This is a genomic window from Cohnella cellulosilytica, assembly GCF_042431195.1.
Taxonomy (GTDB): domain Bacteria; phylum Bacillota; class Bacilli; order Paenibacillales; family Paenibacillaceae; genus Cohnella; species Cohnella cellulosilytica.
In genome coordinates this window covers 1-18,041 of sequence record NZ_JBHMDN010000005.1, presented here as the reverse complement: position 1 = coordinate 18,041, position 18,041 = coordinate 1, and the positions used below count along the sequence as shown (strand labels likewise).

At 59.3% G+C, this 18,041-nt stretch carries 19 protein-coding genes; 15 read left to right on the top strand and 4 right to left on the bottom strand.

Translation table 11 applies throughout. The annotated features are described in order from the left end of the window. Positions 1-43: 43 nt before the first annotated feature. The 7 genes from ACFFT4_RS01760 (at position 44) to ACFFT4_RS01730 (ending at position 4,966) form a co-directional block, all read left to right on the top strand. Positions 44-880: a helix-turn-helix transcriptional regulator gene (locus ACFFT4_RS01760; protein WP_378044570.1), complete on the top strand. Its 837-nt coding sequence runs from the start codon at positions 44-46 to the stop codon at positions 878-880. A gap of 106 nt (positions 881-986) precedes the next feature. After that, entirely contained in the window at positions 987-2,048 is a 1,062-nt protein-coding gene (locus ACFFT4_RS01755; protein WP_378044569.1) for an ABC transporter substrate-binding protein, read from the top strand. Between the two features lie 120 nt (positions 2,049-2,168). Then, positions 2,169-2,555, top strand: coding sequence for an iron chaperone (locus tag ACFFT4_RS01750; protein ID WP_378044568.1), 387 nt, complete (start codon positions 2,169-2,171; stop codon positions 2,553-2,555). Between the two features lie 12 nt (positions 2,556-2,567). Then, entirely contained in the window at positions 2,568-2,861 is a 294-nt protein-coding gene (locus ACFFT4_RS01745) for a DUF2277 domain-containing protein (protein WP_378044566.1), read from the top strand. 238 nt (positions 2,862-3,099) lie between these two features. Then, positions 3,100-3,597: a DinB family protein gene (locus ACFFT4_RS01740; RefSeq protein ID WP_378044564.1), complete on the top strand. Its 498-nt coding sequence runs from the start codon at positions 3,100-3,102 to the stop codon at positions 3,595-3,597. A gap of 74 nt (positions 3,598-3,671) precedes the next feature. After that, positions 3,672-4,664 carry a helix-turn-helix transcriptional regulator gene (locus tag ACFFT4_RS01735; protein WP_378044562.1) on the top strand — a complete coding sequence of 331 codons (993 nt, stop codon included), beginning with the start codon at positions 3,672-3,674 and terminating at the stop codon, positions 4,662-4,664. Then, the gene (locus ACFFT4_RS01730) at positions 4,664-4,966 is read left to right on the top strand and encodes a putative quinol monooxygenase (RefSeq protein ID WP_378044560.1); all 303 of its coding nucleotides are present in this window, start codon (positions 4,664-4,666) and stop codon (positions 4,964-4,966) included. Before ACFFT4_RS01735 ends, ACFFT4_RS01730 begins: the two co-directional genes overlap by 1 nt. Positions 4,967-4,986: 20 nt before the next feature. On the opposite strand, the gene dapA is transcribed toward ACFFT4_RS01730, so the two are convergent. Beyond that, positions 4,987-5,862: a 4-hydroxy-tetrahydrodipicolinate synthase gene (gene dapA, locus ACFFT4_RS01725; RefSeq protein WP_378044559.1), complete on the bottom strand. Its 876-nt coding sequence runs from the start codon at positions 5,860-5,862 to the stop codon at positions 4,987-4,989. 115 nt (positions 5,863-5,977) lie between these two features. Between dapA and ACFFT4_RS01720 the strand changes: the two genes are divergently transcribed. Further along, complete coding sequence (locus ACFFT4_RS01720; protein ID WP_378044558.1) at positions 5,978-6,853, top strand: LysR family transcriptional regulator; 876 nt, start codon at positions 5,978-5,980, stop codon at positions 6,851-6,853. A gap of 150 nt (positions 6,854-7,003) precedes the next feature. After that, a complete protein-coding gene (locus tag ACFFT4_RS01715) occupies positions 7,004-8,056 on the top strand; it encodes a DJ-1/PfpI family protein (RefSeq protein WP_378044556.1) in 1,053 nt (350 codons plus the stop codon). Here ACFFT4_RS01715 and ACFFT4_RS01710 read toward each other — a convergent pair. Beyond that, positions 8,017-8,610, bottom strand: a complete 594-nt coding sequence (locus ACFFT4_RS01710) for a TetR family transcriptional regulator C-terminal domain-containing protein (RefSeq protein ID WP_378044555.1) — start codon at positions 8,608-8,610, stop codon at positions 8,017-8,019. The genes ACFFT4_RS01715 and ACFFT4_RS01710 overlap by 40 nt on opposite strands. Before the next feature lie 86 nt (positions 8,611-8,696). Between ACFFT4_RS01710 and ACFFT4_RS01705 the strand changes: the two genes are divergently transcribed. Then, the gene (locus ACFFT4_RS01705) at positions 8,697-9,350 is read left to right on the top strand and encodes a DUF2306 domain-containing protein (RefSeq protein ID WP_378044553.1); all 654 of its coding nucleotides are present in this window, start codon (positions 8,697-8,699) and stop codon (positions 9,348-9,350) included. Between the two features lie 19 nt (positions 9,351-9,369). Here the strand turns inward: ACFFT4_RS01705 and ACFFT4_RS01700 are convergent, their stop codons facing one another. Next, positions 9,370-10,251 carry a carbohydrate ABC transporter permease gene (locus ACFFT4_RS01700; protein ID WP_378044551.1) on the bottom strand — a complete coding sequence of 294 codons (882 nt, stop codon included), beginning with the start codon at positions 10,249-10,251 and terminating at the stop codon, positions 9,370-9,372. A gap of 17 nt (positions 10,252-10,268) precedes the next feature. Continuing rightward, positions 10,269-11,183 (bottom strand): ABC transporter permease, encoded by a 915-nt coding sequence (locus ACFFT4_RS01695; RefSeq protein WP_378044550.1) that lies wholly within the window; start codon positions 11,181-11,183, stop codon positions 10,269-10,271. 202 nt (positions 11,184-11,385) lie between these two features. On the opposite strand from ACFFT4_RS01695, the gene ACFFT4_RS01690 reads away from it, so the two are divergent. The 5 genes from ACFFT4_RS01690 to ACFFT4_RS01670 all read left to right on the top strand — a co-directional run. Continuing rightward, positions 11,386-13,155 (top strand): cache domain-containing sensor histidine kinase, encoded by a 1,770-nt coding sequence (locus ACFFT4_RS01690; RefSeq protein WP_378044548.1) that lies wholly within the window; start codon positions 11,386-11,388, stop codon positions 13,153-13,155. Further along, the gene (locus tag ACFFT4_RS01685) at positions 13,130-14,767 is read left to right on the top strand and encodes a response regulator (RefSeq protein WP_378044547.1); all 1,638 of its coding nucleotides are present in this window, start codon (positions 13,130-13,132) and stop codon (positions 14,765-14,767) included. Before ACFFT4_RS01690 ends, ACFFT4_RS01685 begins: the two co-directional genes overlap by 26 nt. Positions 14,768-14,953: 186 nt before the next feature. Beyond that, on the top strand, positions 14,954-16,645 hold the full coding sequence (locus ACFFT4_RS01680) for an extracellular solute-binding protein (RefSeq protein ID WP_378044545.1): 1,692 nt from the start codon (positions 14,954-14,956) through the stop codon (positions 16,643-16,645). Between the two features lie 16 nt (positions 16,646-16,661). Then, complete coding sequence (rpiA, locus tag ACFFT4_RS01675) at positions 16,662-17,351, top strand: ribose-5-phosphate isomerase RpiA (protein ID WP_378044543.1); 690 nt, start codon at positions 16,662-16,664, stop codon at positions 17,349-17,351. Between the two features lie 106 nt (positions 17,352-17,457). Continuing rightward, positions 17,458-18,041: Gfo/Idh/MocA family protein (locus ACFFT4_RS01670; RefSeq protein ID WP_378044541.1), on the top strand; the 584-nt coding region annotated here is incomplete at its 3' end.

Genomic DNA, 18,041 nt, shown 5'->3' with positions numbered 1-18,041 from the left:
GGGCATCCGAAGTTCCGGATTGCGTAAAAGGAGGAGAATCGGCATGGACGGCTCATACGAAGAACTGGCGCGGGATTTCGCGAGAATCCCGCTGGGCGTATACGGCGTCTTCCGGACGGAGCTGCGTTCGGATCTGGTCTACAGCGGACATGTCGCCAGACCGACGACCCGGTGCGCCGTCGTCCTTGCGCTGCGGGGAAGCGCCGAATTCGTATTCGGAGGAACGGAACGTTACCGGCTCGAGCCCGGGAAGGTGCTGCTGGGCGGCCTGGGACAGCGGCTGGAGGTCTATCCGGGGACGGAGGGCTTCGAGTACGGACTGGTTCACTATTTGCCGGAGCCCGCCGACCGGGAGGACGCGCGCGGGTTGGTCGAGGTATCGGCGCTGGACGCCGTTCTCGACCCGGAGCTTCTGCACGTGCTGGATCGTCTGCTCGAAGCCGCCGCTTCTCCGGACAGCATGGGGCTGCTGGAGAAGAAGGCGCTCTTCTACCGGTTGATTCACCATATCCTTCAGTCCGAGAGGATGAGCCGGAACAAGGAAAGCTACTCCTTGATCGACGAAGCGATCCGGTATATCCGGGAGCATCACGCGGAGCCGCTCACGCTGAATCTGCTGGCGGAGCGTTACCAGATCAAGGCGAAGTATTTCTCCTCCCTGTTCCGCAAATACGCGGGAATCGGGCCGATCGATTACTTGATCCGGTACCGGATGAACCGGGCGAACGAGATGCTGGTCACGGGACAGTTTCCGGTGGGCGTCGTGGCCAAGAGCGTAGGCTATTCGGACGCCTACTATTTCAGCAGGCTGTTCAAGAAGCACAAGGGAGTGCCGCCCGGCCGGGTCGGCATGCGCCGGAAGCGAAATCATCCATCCTGAATCGGGAATCTCTCCATTTTCAACCTGGAAACAAGGTGATATGGTTATATTCGATAATGAGAATCGTTATCATATATAACCTTCCGATTTAGAAAGGATGCTGGACATGACTGCACGTACATCTTCCCTAACGGTATCGGCGCTAATGCTTGCCCTGGCGCTGCTGCTCGGCGCTTGTTCGAATTCCGAATCGCCAAGCGGACAAGCGTCTTCTTCACCCGCGCAGACTGGGAGCGAATCCGGTTCCGGCGAAAGCCCAAGCTCGAGTCCAAGCTCCGGCCCGAGCGAAGAAGCCGCGCCGGAAGCCGCTTTCCCGCGCACGATCCATGCCGCCAACGGAGACGTCACGATCGAGAAGCAGCCGCAGAGGGTCGCGGTCGTTCACTGGGGCTATAACGATTCGATTCTGCCGTTCGACTTGAACTCGGTCGCTCTCGCGCTTCCATTCACCGAGAAGCAGTCCGTGCTGCGCACGGATGCGTACAAGCCGTACGTCGACCGGCTGGACGAGCTGGCGATCGTCGGAGAGAATACGGCCGTTAATCTGGAGGCGCTGCTGGCTTACGCTCCCGACGTCATTATCGCGGGCAACGCCATCAACAAGGACATCGTGGATTCCTTGACGAAAATCGCCACGACCGTCGTGCTGGACGAAGAGAAAACGGACGTGTGGGGAGACTGGCCTTCCGTCGTAACCGAATTCGGCCGTATTCTCGGTCAGGAGGAGACCGCGGCGGGCTTCATCGCCGATTTCCGCGCGAACGTGGAGACCGCGAAGGAGAAGCTTGCGAGCATCGAGGGATCCGTGGCGTTCGTGCAGATCAGAGCCAAGGAAGCTTGGCTGCAAGGAACGAATTATTTGCCGACCTATTACGAGGGAATGGGGCTGAAGGCGCCGGAGTCGAGCGAGATGGAGGAAGGGGCCCAGCTTTCCTTGGAAGGCTTGAGCCAGCTGGACCCGGATTATCTGTTCCTCGGCCAGTTCAACGTGTCGGACCCGTCGCTTCCGGCCCTGTCGGACGAATGGACGCAAAGCGGAGTATGGTCGACCCTGAAAGCCGTCCAGAACGATCGAGTCTACAATATCGACGGGCAGCTTGCCCTGGGCTACGGCCCGCTTGGCCATTCGTACGGCGTCCAGGCCATTCTGGCTGCGCTAAGCCCATAATATCGTCCAATCCCGATCGGCTCCGGCGCGACTCTTCGTTGCGCGGAGCCGATTATTGGTTAATAATGAAGGTATTGGACCAGGCTTCGCAAATTCATTCCGCAACGAGGTGATCCGGCTATGCCGACCGGCGATAAAGTTCAAAGCGTGGAAGAGTACATAGGCGCCTTTTCTGCAGAGGTACAGACCGATTTGGAGAGAATTCGGCAGGCGATAGCGCAAGCGATTCCCAATGCCGAAGAGGTTGTCAGCTACCAGTTGCCCGCGTTTAAGCTTCATGGCATGGTGATCTATTACTCGGCCTACAAGAGCCATTACTCGATCTCGATGCCGCCTCCGTTTACCGCGTTCGAAGCGTTCAAGGACGAGCTGGCTCCGTACGACGTGTCGAAGTCCGCGATCAAATTTCCGATGGACAAGCCGCTGCCGCTGGAGCTGATCGGCAGGATCGCGAAGTTCAAAGCGCAAGAGAACGCGGAAGCCGCGCAGAAAAAAAAGAAAAAGTGAAGGTGAGAAGCGATGTGCAGAAACATTAAAACGCTGTTCAACTTCGATCCGCCGGCTACGCCCGACGAGGTGCAGGCCGCCGCTCTTCAATTCGTGAGGAAGCTGTCGGGCTTTAACGAGCCGTCCAAAGCGAACGAAGAGGCGTTCCACACGGCGGTGCGGGAAGTCGGCGAAGCCGCGCAGAAGCTGCTCGGCTCGCTCGTCACCCGCGCCCCTTCGCGCGACCGCACCGTCGAGATCGCGCGGGCCCGCGCCAAGTCGGCCAAGCGATTCGGGACTCCCGTCCGCGTCACTCCGGCGGAATAGAGCGCAGAGGCGATTCGGGCGCTGCAGCCCGAATCGCCTCTATGCATTTCTCTTATCGCGTTTTCCACTCCTCTTCGCCCCATTCGTACTCCAAACTATCGGCCGGCTCTGCAAATGTCAACGACGGCAGAGAACCGGAGAAATTCTCGCGCAGTCGTCCCGAAAGACTGACCGTTTCTGTCAGGGATCGAGGCGTATACTGGAGCTGCAGGAAATGAAGAGCAGAGGAGAATGAAACATGTTGACGACGATTGCCGCATTCGCGGCCGAGTGGGAGAACGAGGCGGAGCTGACGGAGCGCGTCCTGGACCGACTGACCGACGAGTCGCTGCGGCAGGAGATGGCCGCCGGGCGCCGTACGCTGGGAGCTTTGGCCTGGCATCTGGTGAGTTCGATCGGCTATGCGGCCGCGCTCGGACTGCGTATCGAAGGGGCGGACGAGGAGAAGCGGGCGCCGGCGCGCGCCTCCGAGATTGCGAAGGAGTACCGCCGCATGCGCATGGCGCTGCTTCAGGCGGTGCGGGAGCAATGGAGCGACGAAAGTCTGGGCGAGACGCAGACGGTGGCGGGGGAAGAGTGGAGGAACGGCGCCACCTTGCGATTCATGCTGATGCATCAGGCGCATCATCGGGGCCAGATGACGGCGCTGATGAGGCAGGCCGGATTGCGGCCTCCGGAAATCTACGGCCCCACCTACGAGACGTGGATCGATAAAGGGATGGAGCCGCTCGCTTAAGGAGGTGAGCAACTTCCCAAAATGGCGTACAATGGAGTTGATTTCAGCCGTATGCCGGGAGAGGAAGACGGACCGTGACCAAGGCGGACAACATGCTGTCGATTCTGTGGATGCTGCGTTCGGGCAGGAGAATGACGGCCAAGCAATTGGCGGAGAAGCTGGAGATTCACGTGAGGACCGTCTATCGATGCATCGATTCGCTGTGCGCCAGCGGAGTCCCGATCATCGCCGATTCGGGACCGAACGGGGGCTACCGGATTTTGGAGGGGTTCTCCGACTCGCCGCTCCTGTTCGACGGGGACGAGAGCAAAGGCCTGATCCATGCCGCGGTATTCGCGCGGGAAGCCGGTTATCCGCATTCGGAGGCGCTGGACAGCGCGGTGGACAAGCTTAAACGGTACACGAACGAGAAGCAGCTGGATCGGTTGGAGCGCCACGGCGGCGGCCTGTCGGTCATCTACCCGCCGATCGACGGCCGCTACCGGGTTTTCCTGCAGATGCTGGAGGAAGCGGCCGGGCAGGGGCGAACGCTGGAGATGGAATACGACCCGGGGAAGGGCGGCGGCTCTCCTTCCCGCCTGTTCGACCCTTACGGCATCGTGTACTGGAAAGGCAGCTGGTATGCCGTCGGACATTGCGGCTATCGCGGGGAACCGCGAAGCTTCAGGGTAGATCGGATCCGAGCGCTTCGGGAAACCGAAGGGCGCTTCGAACGTCCCGCCTCCTTCTCGGCCAAGGATTTCCTCCTGGGGACTCTGCTTCCCGACAGCGGTTCAGAAGGGCTGGAGACCGTGAGGATCACGGCTCGGGAGCAGGTTCTGAACGAGCTGTGCCGGCATTGGCTGTTCGGACACGCGCTGACCGAACGCAAGCCGGAGGAAGCCGTGTTCCGGTTGGAGAAGTCCACGCTGAACACTTACGTCCCCTATTTTCTGATGCCGTACGGGACGGCGCTGACGATCGAATCCGAGCTGCTGGTGCGTAGAATGGCGGAGACGACCTCGCGAATGGCGGCATATTACGAGACGATGTTAACCCGATTCGAATCCGGAAAGGATGAACGTTGATGAGCAAGTTTACGATGTTCGGCCAATTGATCGCCCGCCCGGGGCAGCGCGGAGAGCTGGCGAAGCTGATGCTGGAATCCGCCGCGACGCTGCAGGAAATGGAAGGCTGCATTTACTACATCATCAGCGAGTCGGTGGACGAACCCGACGCGCTTTGGATATCGGAGCTGTGGGAGAGCGAAGAGGCGCATGCCGCATCTCTGAAAAACGAGAATGTGCTGGCGGTGATCCAGCGCTGCCGGCCGCTGATTGCCGGCGTCAACCCGGTAAAGCTGCGCCTTCTGGGCGGCAAGGGCATATAATCTCGCTGGATCGAAGCCGTTCACTCCTCGACGTAACGGGATAATTTCGCTTGCAGCCCGGGCGTAATCGGGCTCAGCGGCAGTCGAACGGTATCGTCGGCGAGCAGATTTTGCCGCGCCAGCAGCCATTTGAGCGGCGAGGGGTTCGGTTCGCGGAACAGGTCTTCGATCAGCGAGCGCAGACCTTCGAACGTTTCGCGCGCCGCCGGATCGTTTCCGGCGGCAAACTGCCGGCAGACTTCGATGAAGTCCTTCGTGCGGACGCTGGCCGAAGCGGATATGCCGCCGCTTGCGCCTTGCTCGAGCATCTCGAAGAGAAGGGAATCGTCTCCGCACAGCACCGGTTTGGCAATCGATCCTCCAAGCTCCCGCAGCAGCTGCGTGCTGCCGGAGCTGTCCTTTAGTCCGATAACGCCTTCAAGCTCCAGAATCGTCCGCATCGTTCCGGCCGACAGTCGAACGCCGGTACGGGCCGGAATTTCATAGGCGATCACCGGCACGCCCGTCCGGGAAGCTCTGCGGTAATGCTCCAGAATGCCCGCTTCCGAAGGCCTGCTGTAATACGGAGTGACGACAAGCGCGGCGTCCGCGCCGATCCGGCCGGCCATCTCCGTTCGTCGTACCGTGTCCGCCGTGCTGTTCGTCCCCGTTCCGACGACGATCGGCACGCTGCGCGCTCCCCTTGCGTTCCGGGTCGCGCGCACGAGCGCCTCGACTTCCTCCCAAGCGATCGTCGGACTTTCCCCCGTCGTGCCCGCCACGACCAACCCGTCGATATCCAATTCCATCAGATGCCCGACGTACCTTTCATAGGAGGCCAGATCCAGCTCTCCGTTCGACAGGAAGGGCGTGACGACCGCCACGTAAATTCCTTTTAGATCCGCTGCGCTTAACATGGGACCGACTCCTTCGCAAGTGATTTGCAACTACTGTATCACGACTTGAACCATCACTGTTATCTATAATGTATAATAGTCACTATCAATAATATTGATGGATGGTGAGAGAGCGATGGATCTCGTTTATTATCAGACCTTCCGGGAGGTCGCCGTGAGGCAGAGCTTCACAAGAGCGGCGGAGCAGCTCGGATATGCGCAGTCGAGCGTAACGACGCAGATTCAGAAGCTTGAGAAAGAATTCGGCGTTCAGCTGTTCGAGAGGTACGGCCGCGGCTTGCGGCTGACTTCTGCGGGAGAGGAACTGCTGAAGACCGTTACCCAAATGCTGGAGCTGCACCAGCAGGCCAAGGAGAAGCTGGCGAAGCAGGGCGGGGGAAGCCTGACGATCGGCACAATCGATTCTCTCGCGGCTTATTATCTTCCGCCGTTCGTACAGCGGATTTGGCAAAGCTATCCGGAGCTGAACATCCGGCTGCAGCCGGACCGGGAGGATCGAATCGTACATCGGGTCAAGGAAGGGGAGCTCGACTTCGGCCTTATGCTTGTCGGAGAACCAACGGACCCCGCCTTGGAATGGACGATTATTCGCGAGGAGCCGCTCGTGTTCGTCTCCGCTCCGAATCATCCGCTCGCGCGGCTCGCCGAAGCAGATTTGCGGCGGCTGGACGGCGAGGAGTGGATCATGACGGAGGAGACGTGCAACTACCGGATCATGCTGGAGAAGATGCTGAAGGCGGAAGGCCTCTCGTACCGCATAGGACTGGAGATCGGCAACCCGGAAGCGGTCAAGGGATGCGTCGCGGCCGGCGGAGGCATTGCCATCCTGCCCCGGCTGGCCGCCGCCGGCGAGCTGGAAAGAGGGGAGCTGGCCGCGCTGCCGTTCTCTCATCCGGATCTTCGGCTGAGCCTGCAATTGTGCATGCATCCCCGCAAATGGGTCTCGCATGCGATGCGGGCGTTTCTGGATTCGCTGCTGCCGGAGCGCTAGGGCGTGTCTGCAAGCCCTCGGAGTATGCAGACACGCCCTGGGACGCCGCTTTCATCAAATCGACACAACCCCCCGTTTACATTGGGGGGTTCTTCGTTTATTCTAAAAAAGAGACCGGACGGTCCGGTATCAAAAATAAGGAGGCGCGATATGAAACACGTTCAAATCGTACTGTTTGACGGATTCGATCTGCTCGACGCTTTGGCTCCCTATGAAGTCTTCGCCGCGGCGGAAGCGTATACCGGCGAAGCGCTCGTCGTCGAGCTCGTGACGGCGGAAGGCGCGCGGGATGTCCCGAGCGGGACAAAAGGGTTGAAGATCGCCGCAACCGGCGCGATCGATCCGTATCGCGAGGGAATCCTCGTCGTGCCGGGCGCCTCCGGAGACGTAGACGGCGACGGACCGGATTCGGTTCCGGCGCTGCTCGCAAAGGCTGCGAAGACGAGGTTGACGGAGCTTGTGGGGGAAGCGTTAAGCAAGCCGGGGATAACGGTCGCGACGGTGTGCGGAGGCTCCCTTGCGCTGGCCATGGGAGGACTGCTCGAAGGGCGGCGCGCCGTGACGCATCATTTGGGAATGGACGTTCTGGGCGCGACCGGCGCAATCCCGGTTCAAGCGAGGGTCGTAGACGACGGAGACCTGGTGACGGGAGGAGGAGTGACCTCGGGGATGGACGTGGCGCTCTACTTGCTTGAGCGCGAATTCGGACCGCGGATCGCAATTGCGGTCGAGCGGCTGTTCGAGTATGAAAGGCGGGGGACGGTGTGGAGGGAGGTCGGGCGCGCTCCGGTACCGAAGACGGACGTCCTGCCGACCGACGCGCTCACGGAGGCTTCCCATAGCCGCATTCTTAAGCAAGGCGAGGAGGGGGCGGCGGCTGCGGGAACGTGGAAGGTCGTCCTCTCCACGCCGATCGGAAAGCTCGATGTCGTATTGGAAATCGAGGAAGAGGGCGGACGATTGCAGGGCACGGCCAGGCAGGGCGAGGAGCAGGTCGCTCTAATCGATCTCGAAGCTCGGGGCAACCGGTTGACCTGGCTGCAGATCGTGAAGCGGCCGCTGCGTCTGAGCCTGAAATTCGAAGTCGTCGTACGGGGAGACGAGATGAGCGGGACGGCCCGAGCCGGGCTGCTGCCGGCATCCAAGCTAACGGGGGTGCGCGTTCACGTGCGGCGGAACGAAGAGAGCCAGCGCTCGATCTGAGCCTTCGAGTTGCGGACGTGCTTGTTGTCCCGGGTAAGCCGGCTGGCCATAATGCCGCCCTCGATCGCAGAGAAGACGAAGGAGGCCGCGGCCTCGGCGTCCATCTCCGGTGCGAATTCCCCGGAGGCCTTGCCTTCTTCGAGAAGCCCCCGGATGAACGCCGACATCCGTTCGAAAGCGACGATCGCCGGCTCCCGCAAGACGGGGAAGGAGTGGTCGCTTTCGATAGCCGTGTTCAGCAACGGACAGCCGCCGCTCATCGGCGGATTATGGACGGTGTCCCCATAGACGTCGCACATCGCCAATATTTTCTCGGTCGCGGTCTTGCGTCCCGCAACGGCTCTGGCGAAGTGCTCCCAGAGCACCGTGCCCGCATATTTGAACGCTTCAAGCGCGATCGCTTCCTTGCTGGCGAAGCTTCTGTACAGGCCGCCCTTGGTCAGTCCCGTAGCCTCCATAATGTCCTGCATCGAGGTTGCCGCGTAACCTTTCTCATTGAACAGCACCGCAGATTTCATGATAATATGGAGCTTGGTTTTCTCGCCTTTGCGCATAGTCCCGATCCTTTCGTTTCCGCCTGCCGCAACGCCGGCCGAAGGTTATCGGGTTCATCATAGCATAAAATCGGAGGAGTTTGTTCATGTCAACCGCCAAACGCTTGTACAGCCTCATACTGATCGCGGCGGCCGGATTCGTCGTTTACGCGCTGTACAAAAATTTCGTTTACGATCCCGAGGCGGCGCGGTTTCTCGGGCACAAGTCCGACCTGAAGCGTCCGTTAAACGTTCCCGTATGGCTGAACGTCATGTACGTTCACGTCGCGTTCGCATGCGCGGCGATGCTGTCCGGGGCCGTGAATTTCTCGGGGGCCCTTCGCCGCAAATCCTCGCGGTTTCATCGGATCAACGGTTACGTCTATACGGTCTCCGTGATGATCGTCGTCCTGACTTCCGGCTATATGGCTCCGTACGCGACGGGAGGCAAGGCGGCCGGCATGGCCTTTAATCTGATGAATCTCATCTGGCCGGCCCTGACGATTGCCGCCGTCGCGCAAGCGCGCAAAAAGCGCGCCGCCAGTCACCGGAAATGGATGATCCGCAGCTACGCCTTCTGTTTTACGAACCTGTCGATCCATCTGTTCACGACTCTGCTGACGACGGGCTTCGGACTGGGTTACGCCGCCGGCTACACGATCGGCGTCTACGGCACCATTGTCTTGCTGCTTGCCGCAGCGGAGCTGGTCATCCGAACGGGAAGCGGTACAAGCGCCCGAGCTGGCGTCAAGACCGGGTAACGCGGGCAGCAGGGGATGCCTATTCCTTCACCGACCCCAGCACGATCCCTTTGACGAAGAAACGCTGCAGGAAGGGGTACACCAGCAAAATCGGGAGCGCGCCGATGAAGATCTGCGCCGCCTTGACCGAGCGCTGGGACATGTTCTTGAGCGATTCCGAGTCGACCGACAGCCGGCTGAAGTCCTGCTGCACGACGATCGTCTGCAGGAACGTGGCGAGCGGGTACTTTTCCAAATCCGACATATAGATGAGCCCGTCGAACCAGGAGTTCCAGTGGAACACCATCGTGAACAGGGAGATCGCGGCAATCGCCGGCATCGCGATCGGGATGTAAATCTTGAACAAAATGCGGTAATATCCGGCCCCGTCGATGAGCGCGGCCTCCTCGAGCGCCCGGGGCACCGACGTGCGGAAGAAGTTCATCATCAGAATCAGGTTGAAGGAATTGATCGCGACCGGAAGAACGAGCGCCCACATCGAATTCATCAGGCCGACCTTGGAGATCAGAATGTAGGTGGGAACGAGCCCCCCGTTGAACAGCATCGCGAAAATAAACAGCCATACGTACCATTTGCGCCCCTTCAGCTCGCTGTCCTCCTTGGACAGCGGATAAGCGATCATCGTCGTCAGCAGCATGGAGAAGGCGGTTCCGATCAGGGTGCGCAGGAACGACGTCTGCAGAGCGTTGGAGAAATTGCGGTTGTCGATTGTCTCCGCGTAGGCGTCGAACGTGAAATCGATCGGCCATAATGCGACCAGATTGGCGCCGGCGGCCTCCTTGCCGCTGAAGGAGACGGCCAGCACGTGGATGATCGGCAGAATGCAGGTGACGGAGATGACGCCCAGCAGAATGTAATTGACGATCGTGAACGCTTTGTACGAACCGGTCCTGTAGATCACGTGGTAGCCTCCTTGGGTTAGAAAATGCGATAGTCGGCGAATTTGTAGGCTAGCCGGTAGGCGATAACGATCAGAATAAAGCTGATAACGGATTTGAACAGGCCGACGGCCGTGGCGAAGCTGAATTGTCCGTTCAATAGCGCCATGCGGTAGACATACGTATCGATGATGTCGCCCTTATCGTAGACGAGCGGATTGTACAGGTTGAAAATCTGGTCGAACCCGGCGTTCAGAATGTTGCCGAGCGACAGCGTGCCGACGACGATCGCCATCGGGAGCAGCAGCGGAATCGTAATGTGCAGCAGCTGCTTCCAGCGGTTCGCCCCGTCCATGACGGCCGCTTCGTACAGCTCCCCGTTGATTCCCGCCAGGGCGGCCAGAAATACGATCGTGCCGAAGCCGAACTCCTTCCAGACGTCGCTGGCAACGACGACGAAGCGGAACCAGTCCCCGTCCCCGAGGAAGAAAACCGGCTTCATGCCCAGTCCGTCGACCATGACCCGCGTAACGAGACCGCCTTCGGGATTGAGGATATCCAGCAGAATGCCGCCCAGAATGACCCACGACATGAAGTGGGGAAGGTAGACGAGCGTCTGGACCGTTCGTTTGAACGCCGTTTTCGCCACCTCGTTCAGCATAAGCGCGAATACGAACGGGGTCGCCAGTTGAAACACAATTTTCAAGGAAGCGATTACAAAGGTGTTCCAGATCACTTGCTTCGTATCCGAGAACGCCGCGATCTCGCGGAAATGGTCCAATCCGATCCATTCCGATCCGGTAAACCCGGCATACGGCTTGAAGTCCTGGAAGGCCATAATGATTCCCGGCATCGGCCCGTATTGGAATACGAGCAATACGAGCAATCCGGGAAGAACCATGCTGTGCAGGGGCCATGTTCGTCGTAAGTTCCATTTTTGCTTCGTGCTGTTCATCATCCCACCGCCTGTCTTTTTTTCTCCCCATAATCCAATCGTATACGCTCTGCGATCCCCTGCTAAATATCAAAATCTAAACATAAAAGCACTTTATCAACCAATGCGGCGACTGGTAATCTGTTCATCTAGTTCCGCCTTCCCGGATCTTTTATAATAAGTGAGCGACTTGGATTCGAAGGGACGGGGAGGAGATACGGCGATGCGCATCAACTGGAATTTCAATATTTTCAAAAAGATTTACGCGCTCATTATTTTGTTCCTGATTCCGGTTCTCGGGCTGTATTATTACTCGAATCACATCAGCGTCGAAGTCGTGGAGCAAGAGATCAACAACCGCGATTTGAACAAATTGAACTATGTGCTGAGTCAGCTTGAAAGCGATTTCGAGCAGCTGTCCCTGATCTCTCTGGCCCTCGTCCAGGACCCGGATATACACAAATACGTGAACAGCGAAGTGTTCAGCAACACGTTCAAGGACGATTACGATCTGGTGGAATTAAAAGTGAAAATCATGGAGAAAATTTCGTTCCTCAGCCTGCTCAACAATTGGCGGAACGGTATTTTCGTCTATACCGACAGCAGCGGCGAAGTGCTCAGCAGCAACATTCTGCTCCGCTCCAACTTCGCTCCCAACGAATTCAGCGCCAATTGGGAATACAATCCCCGTTCCGACTTGTTCTACAAGCATACGCTGACGCCCATTACCGAGCCGGGCGATCGCGACGAAGACGACTTGATCGTGGAGGTCCGGGCTCCGGCTTCGTACATTCGCGAGGCGCTCGACCAGCTTAAGGTCGGGGGAGACGGAGACCCGTACCTCTACCGTCCCGTATCGCAGCCGCTCGCCAACCGGTCGGCGAACGGCGAGCTCATCGAACAGCTGAACGAAAGGCTGGATCGCGAGCCGCTCCAGACGGCCGGCCATCTGACGGAGCAGATCAACGGCAAGAAGTACCTGGTCACTTACGTGCGTTCCGAAGTGATGGGCTGGACGCTGGTCGATTACGCCAAGGTGGACACCATTCTGGCCCCGATCGAGATGAGCCGCAACTTCTTCTGGTTCTCCGTCGGCCTGCTGCTCATTCTGTTCGGCGTCGTGGCGACGCTCCTGTTCTTCCACGTTCAGCGGCCGACGGGCGAGTTGATCGACAGCATGCACCGATTGAAGAAGGGCGACTACCAGGTGCGGCTGCGGCCGGACAAAAACAACGTGTTTTATTTCATTTTCAAACGGTTCAACGAAATGGCCGAAGAGATCCAGCATCTGATCGAGAAAGCGTACGTGGAGAAGCTGCGGACGAATGAAGCGGTCATGAAGCAGCTTCAATCGCAGATCAATCCGCATTTTCTGTACAACAGCCTATTCTTCGTCCAGACGATGGCGCGAAGGGGGCGGGAGGACGAGGTCGAGACGATCTGCATGCACTTGAGCGAATATTACCGGTATGCCACGCGCGTGGACCGGCAGCTGGTCACTCTCCGGGAGGAGATGGAGTATATTCACAATTATTTGGAGATCCATGTCATGAGAACGCAGCGCATCCGCTATGAGATCGACGTTCCGGAAGAGATGCTGGAGCTGGAAATTCCGCGGATGCTCGTGCAGCCGCTCGTGGAGAACGCGATCAAGCACGGCATCGAGCCCAAGCCGGGCGAAGGAACGATCCGTATCGGGGGAGAGCGCAGGGAGAACGGATACGTCCTGTATATCGAGGACAACGGAGTCGGCATGCCGGCGGAGGAAGCGGAGCGTCTGAACGAATTGATCCGCCAATCGAACGGCGGAGACGACGCGGAGATCGGATGCGGCGTATGGAACATCCATCAGAGGATGAAATACAAGTTCGGGGAAGGAGCCGGACTGACGTTCGCGGCGAAGGAAGAAGGCGGCTTGCTGGTCAGCATGCAGTGGAGCGAAGATCAGGCAGAAGGGGGCGGACAACATGTTTCGATTGCTGCTGGTCGATGACGAGAGACCGGTCGTGGAAGGGTTGGAGGAAATTATTCCGTGGGAGGATCTGCGCATCGTCCAGGTCTACACGGCCTTCTCCGGACAGGAAGCGCTGAACGTGATGAAGAAGCACGCGATCGACATCGTCGTGACGGATATCCAGATGCCCGGCATGACCGGCATCGAGCTGATCAAGGAGATCGAGCGGAGATCGCCGAGAACGAAATGCGTCCTGCTGTCCGGACACGCCGAGTTCGAGTACGCGAAGCAGGCCATTCAGAGCAATGTCATCGATTATTTGCTGAAGCCGATTCGCAGCCAGACGCTGATCGACTCGGTCAACCGGGCGCAGGAGCTGCTCCAGCAGGAGTGGGAGCAGATCGGCTCCTACGAACGCTCCGTGCAGGCGCTGCGGGAAAATCTGCCGCTGCTGCGCGAGAATATGCTCAAGGAGCTGCTGCAGGGGGGCAGGATTCGCGAGGAGGAATGGGAGCGCAGGCGGCAGACGCTGGACGTTCCGTTCGTTCCCGGCGACGACTGCTCACTGGTGCTGGCGCGCATGGACGAGCCGGGCCGCGTGGGGGAGGCGGATCCTTCGCTGGCGGAGTTCGCGGTCGGCAACATCGCCGCGGAGGTGTTCTCCGACGGCTTTCATACGTGGACGTGCAAGGTGGATCACGGCTTCCTGATCTTCGTCGTCAAGCTGACGCAGACCAGGGCGGCGGAAATGCGGCGCGAGGACGAGGCGGATTGGACGAAATCCCGCAAGCAGCTGCTGGAGGAGACGGCGAGCCGGTTCCAGAGTACGGTCAAGCATTATTTGAAATGCAAAATCTCGATTCTGATCGGCGATTGGGGCGTCTTCCCCGGCGGCCTGCAGGCGCTGTATCGGCAGGCGCTGTCCTCGCTGATCAAATACGTCGGGGATTCGGAGGACTTCTTCCTGGCCTCGATGGAAGAGAAACGGAAGGTGACCGCGCTGAGAGGGCTTCACGAGCATCCGACGATCGCGCACCTGCTGGAGGTCGGCCACTGGAAGCAGGCGTACGGGAAGGTCGGCGATATTTTCTCCGAATTGAACCGGATCAACGCCCGTCACCGGGAATTTCTGATGGAGGCGTATTTCTCGATCAGCGGCGCCGTCGCGATGACCGCCCATAACAACGGCTACCTGCTGTCCGAGGTGCTCGGCGACGAGGACTACGCCGCGATGATGCAGCCGGCCTACGATTCCGCGCGCACGCTCGAAGCGCTGACGCTCCGGGCGCTGAACAAGCTGGAAGCGCGGATGATCGCCGATCTGGAGGGCAACCGTCTGTCGATCGTGCAGAAGGTGCATGCGTTCATCGACAAAAATCTCGATACCGACGTATCGCTGCAGTCGATCTCCGATCATGTGTATTTGCACCCGGTCTATCTGTCCAAGGTGTACAAGCTCGAGACCGGGGAGGGGCTGAGCGAGTACATTAACCGGACCCGGATGGAGAAGGCCTGCCATCTGCTGAAGAACTCCAGGCAGAAGATTTACGAGATCGCGGAATCGCTCGGCTATCAGACCAATTATTTTATCCGGGTATTCAAGCGTCAGTACGGAATGACTCCCCAGGAGTACAGAAGAATCCAAATTTGAGCCTTGTCCCGATATCATCTTACAGAATGCTACTTTGTTAAGATTGTGATATATATCCGTCAAAATCGCCCGTATTATAATGGTCCCAGAATTGAATCGCCCGCTGCGGACGGCGTGCGAATCCGATCGATCAGACCTCGGCCCGAACGGCCGGCGATTCGATTCCCATCATCAGGAGGTGGACTCATGTTCAGGAAATCGGCATTGGTTCTGACGGTGATTATGGCCTTAACCGGCGTCATGGCTGCCTGTTCGAAGGGAAGCGGAAATGGAGAAGGCGCGGGAACGGGCAGCAGTCAGCCCCCTGCGGAGACGTCCTCGTCGTCCGCGTCCCCGGTCAGCGAAACCGGAAAATTCGATCCGCCGGTGAAGATTACGACCGCAAGACCGGTCGCTTCCGACGTCGTGTACAAAGAAGGGGAAGACACAAAGAACAACGTTCACATTCAGTGGGCGAAAGACAAGCTGGGCATCGACATCGACTACATCTGGACGGTGGGCACCTACGATGCGTACCACAACAAGATCAAGCTGGCGCTCGCCTCCAACGAGCCGCTGCCGGACGTCTTCATCGTCGAGGACGCCCAATTGGCCAAACAAGTTATGGAGTCCGGAAGGGTCATGGATATCAGCGAGGCGTACGACGCCTATGCCAGCGAGCGCATGAAGCAGATGTACGCGGACAATCCGACCGCATGGCAGTCGGTTTCCACGGACGGGCGCAAATTCGGCATCCCGATTCTGCAGACCGGCGCCGGCGAAGACCCGATTCTGTGGATTCGCCAGGATTGGCTCGACAAGCTGAACCTGCAAGCGCCGACGACGATCGAGGAATTGGAAGCGGTCATGGACGCGTTCGTCAACCAGGACCCCGACGGCAACAACAAGAAGGATACGGCGGGCATCGCCTTGACGCTTAGAGACGGCTTCAACTCCTGGGTCGACGGCAAATTCGTCTTCGGCGCTTACAGCAAGGACGGCGTGCTGCCGAAATACTGGCACGAGAACGCCGAGGGCCGCCTCGAGTACGGCTCCATTCACCCGGACATGAAGCAGGGGCTGGCCAAGTTCCGCGAATGGTACACGAAAGGCTACCTGTTCGAGGACGCCGGCGCGGCGGATCTGTTTGCGGCGTTCGAGAAGTTCAACCAGGGCAAGGTCGGCATCATCGCCGGTCCTTACTGGATGGGAGACTGGCCGCTGCCGGACGTCTTCAAGAACGTTCCCGGATCGGTCATCAAGCCTTACCCGCTGCCGAGAGGGCCGGAGGGAGTGCATGCGCCGGGCGAGCGGCTGGTCAAGAGCCGGATGTTCTTCAACAAGGATTTTCAGCATATGGACGCTTTCTTCAAGTATTACGACGAGACGCTCGGCTACTGGTACAACGACGAAAATTCCGACTTCAAGTACGGCTTCGCGGAAGGCTACGACTACGTGCTGGAGAACGGCGAGGCGGTCTACGATCCGGAGAAGCTGCCGAACGGCTACATCAACGCCGGGAAGTATATGCTGAGCTGGAATCCCCCGAACGTTCCGTTCGTGGAGCTGAACGTCTACAAGGATCTGGCGACCGGCAAGCCGGCCGAATCCTACCTCGAGAAGAAGCTGGCCGGCCTGCCGCCGCTTAAGGTGGAAGGCGGCGCGGTGCTGGCGAACGATCTGGACAAATCGGTGCACGACAAATTCGTCGGCGCTCCGACCAAGACGATGGAAAGCAAGGGCGTCATGCTCGACAAGCTCGAGAACGAGACATTCGTCAAGATCGTATACGGCAGGCTGCCGCTGGACGACTTCGAAAAATTCGTCGCCAACTGGAAAGCCTCCGGCGGAGACCAGATCACCGAGGAAGTGAACGAATGGTATCAATCGGTCAAGTAAGCGGGAGGAACGGCTGATGGCGCGTCCGCGTTCGGCCGATTGGGCCGAAGCGGACCGGGCCGCGGGCGAATATGCCGCGGGTTATGTGGAAGACGGCATGACGGTCGGTCTCGGGAGCGGCACGACGATCTATTGGACGCTGCGCAAGCTGGCCGAACGCGTCGCGGCCGGTCTGCGGATGCGGGGGATTCCCACCTCGTTGAAGACGGAGCGGCTGGCAAGGGAGTGGGGGATTCCGCTGGCGGAATTCTCCGAGTGCCCGGGCCTCGACCTCTACCTGGACGGGGCGAAGGAGATCGATGGCAACAAAGCGATGATCAAGGGCGGCGGCGGTTCCTTCTTCCGCGAGAAGCTGATCGCCGAAGGCGCCTCGCGGCGGATTATCGTCATCAATGCCGGCAAGCGGGTCGAGAGGCTCGGGGCCATCCCCGTTCCGGTCGAGATCGTGAAGTTCGGCTGGGAGTGGACGATGGAAAGGCTGCGCGGCTTGAGCTGTGAGCCTGTGTTAAGAAGCGGCGGGGACAGTGCGTTCGAGTCGGATAACGGGAATTACGTCGTTGACTGCAGCTTCGGACTTTTGCGCGACCCAGCTGAGCTGCATCGCCGCATTAAAGAAATGACGGGCGTCGTGGATACCGGACTGTTCGTCGGCCTGGCCGATGAGGTCGTTATCGGAGGCCAGCGGGGCATCGAAGTTTGGCTATGAGCGAGCGGGAAATTGAAATCGGGATCTGAACGTGCGGAGGGCATGTGGGCTGCGGTCCGTCCGCCCGGATTCGAGGGAAGCCGCGCATACAGAAGGAGTGTTTGACTTGAGGAAACTGAAAGTCGGGCTGATCGGATTGGGCGAAGTGGCGCAGATCACCCATCTCCCGATACTTGAAAATCTGGCCGACCGCTACGAGATCGCGGCGCTGTGCGATATTTCTCCGCAGCTGCTCGCCGTGCTGGGCGAGAGGTACCGGGTGGCGAACCTGTACGCGGACGCCAAGCAGCTGTGCGAGCAAGCCGATCTCGACGCCGTGTTCGTGCTCAACAGCGACGAGTACCACGCGGAATGTGCGATCCACGCGCTGCGCAACAAGAAGCACGTGCTGATCGAGAAGCCGATGACGCTGAACCAGGCCGACGCGGACGCGATGATCCGGGCGCGCGACAAAGCCGGCGTACAGGTGATGGTCGGCTATATGCGGCGGTTCGCGCCGGCGTTCACCGAAGCGCTGGAGGAGCTGAAAACCTTCGGGCCGATCCAATACGCCAAAATCCGCGACATCATCGGGCAGAACCGGCTGATCATCGAGCAGTCGAGCCATGTCTATCGTTTCTCCGACATTCCGCAGGAGGCGTCGGCCGACCGCTGGGCCAGACGCGAGGCGATGATCAAGGAAGCGATCGG

Bases quoted from the DNA above. Each gene is read 5' to 3' on its own strand.
- ACFFT4_RS01730 (WP_378044560.1), top strand. From the start codon at position 4,664: ATGAGCAAGTTTACGATGTTCGGCCAATTGATCGCCCGCCCGGGGCAG.
- ACFFT4_RS01690 (WP_378044548.1), top strand. From the start codon at position 11,386: ATGCGCATCAACTGGAATTTCAATATTTTCAAAAAGATTTACGCGCTC.
- ACFFT4_RS01705 (WP_378044553.1), top strand. From the start codon at position 8,697: ATGTCAACCGCCAAACGCTTGTACAGCCTCATACTGATCGCGGCGGCC.
- rpiA (WP_378044543.1), top strand. From the start codon at position 16,662: ATGGCGCGTCCGCGTTCGGCCGATTGGGCCGAAGCGGACCGGGCCGCG.
- ACFFT4_RS01710 (WP_378044555.1), bottom strand. From the start codon at position 8,610: ATGCGCAAAGGCGAGAAAACCAAGCTCCATATTATCATGAAATCTGCG.
- ACFFT4_RS01760 (WP_378044570.1), top strand. From the start codon at position 44: ATGGACGGCTCATACGAAGAACTGGCGCGGGATTTCGCGAGAATCCCG.
- ACFFT4_RS01695 (WP_378044550.1), bottom strand. From the start codon at position 11,183: ATGAACAGCACGAAGCAAAAATGGAACTTACGACGAACATGGCCCCTG.
- dapA (WP_378044559.1), bottom strand. From the start codon at position 5,862: ATGTTAAGCGCAGCGGATCTAAAAGGAATTTACGTGGCGGTCGTCACG.
- ACFFT4_RS01750 (WP_378044568.1), top strand. From the start codon at position 2,169: ATGCCGACCGGCGATAAAGTTCAAAGCGTGGAAGAGTACATAGGCGCC.
- ACFFT4_RS01740 (WP_378044564.1), top strand. From the start codon at position 3,100: ATGTTGACGACGATTGCCGCATTCGCGGCCGAGTGGGAGAACGAGGCG.
- ACFFT4_RS01715 (WP_378044556.1), top strand. From the start codon at position 7,004: ATGAAACACGTTCAAATCGTACTGTTTGACGGATTCGATCTGCTCGAC.
- ACFFT4_RS01685 (WP_378044547.1), top strand. From the start codon at position 13,130: ATGTTTCGATTGCTGCTGGTCGATGACGAGAGACCGGTCGTGGAAGGG.
- ACFFT4_RS01755 (WP_378044569.1), top strand. From the start codon at position 987: ATGACTGCACGTACATCTTCCCTAACGGTATCGGCGCTAATGCTTGCC.
- ACFFT4_RS01720 (WP_378044558.1), top strand. From the start codon at position 5,978: ATGGATCTCGTTTATTATCAGACCTTCCGGGAGGTCGCCGTGAGGCAG.
- ACFFT4_RS01745 (WP_378044566.1), top strand. From the start codon at position 2,568: ATGTGCAGAAACATTAAAACGCTGTTCAACTTCGATCCGCCGGCTACG.
- ACFFT4_RS01680 (WP_378044545.1), top strand. From the start codon at position 14,954: ATGTTCAGGAAATCGGCATTGGTTCTGACGGTGATTATGGCCTTAACC.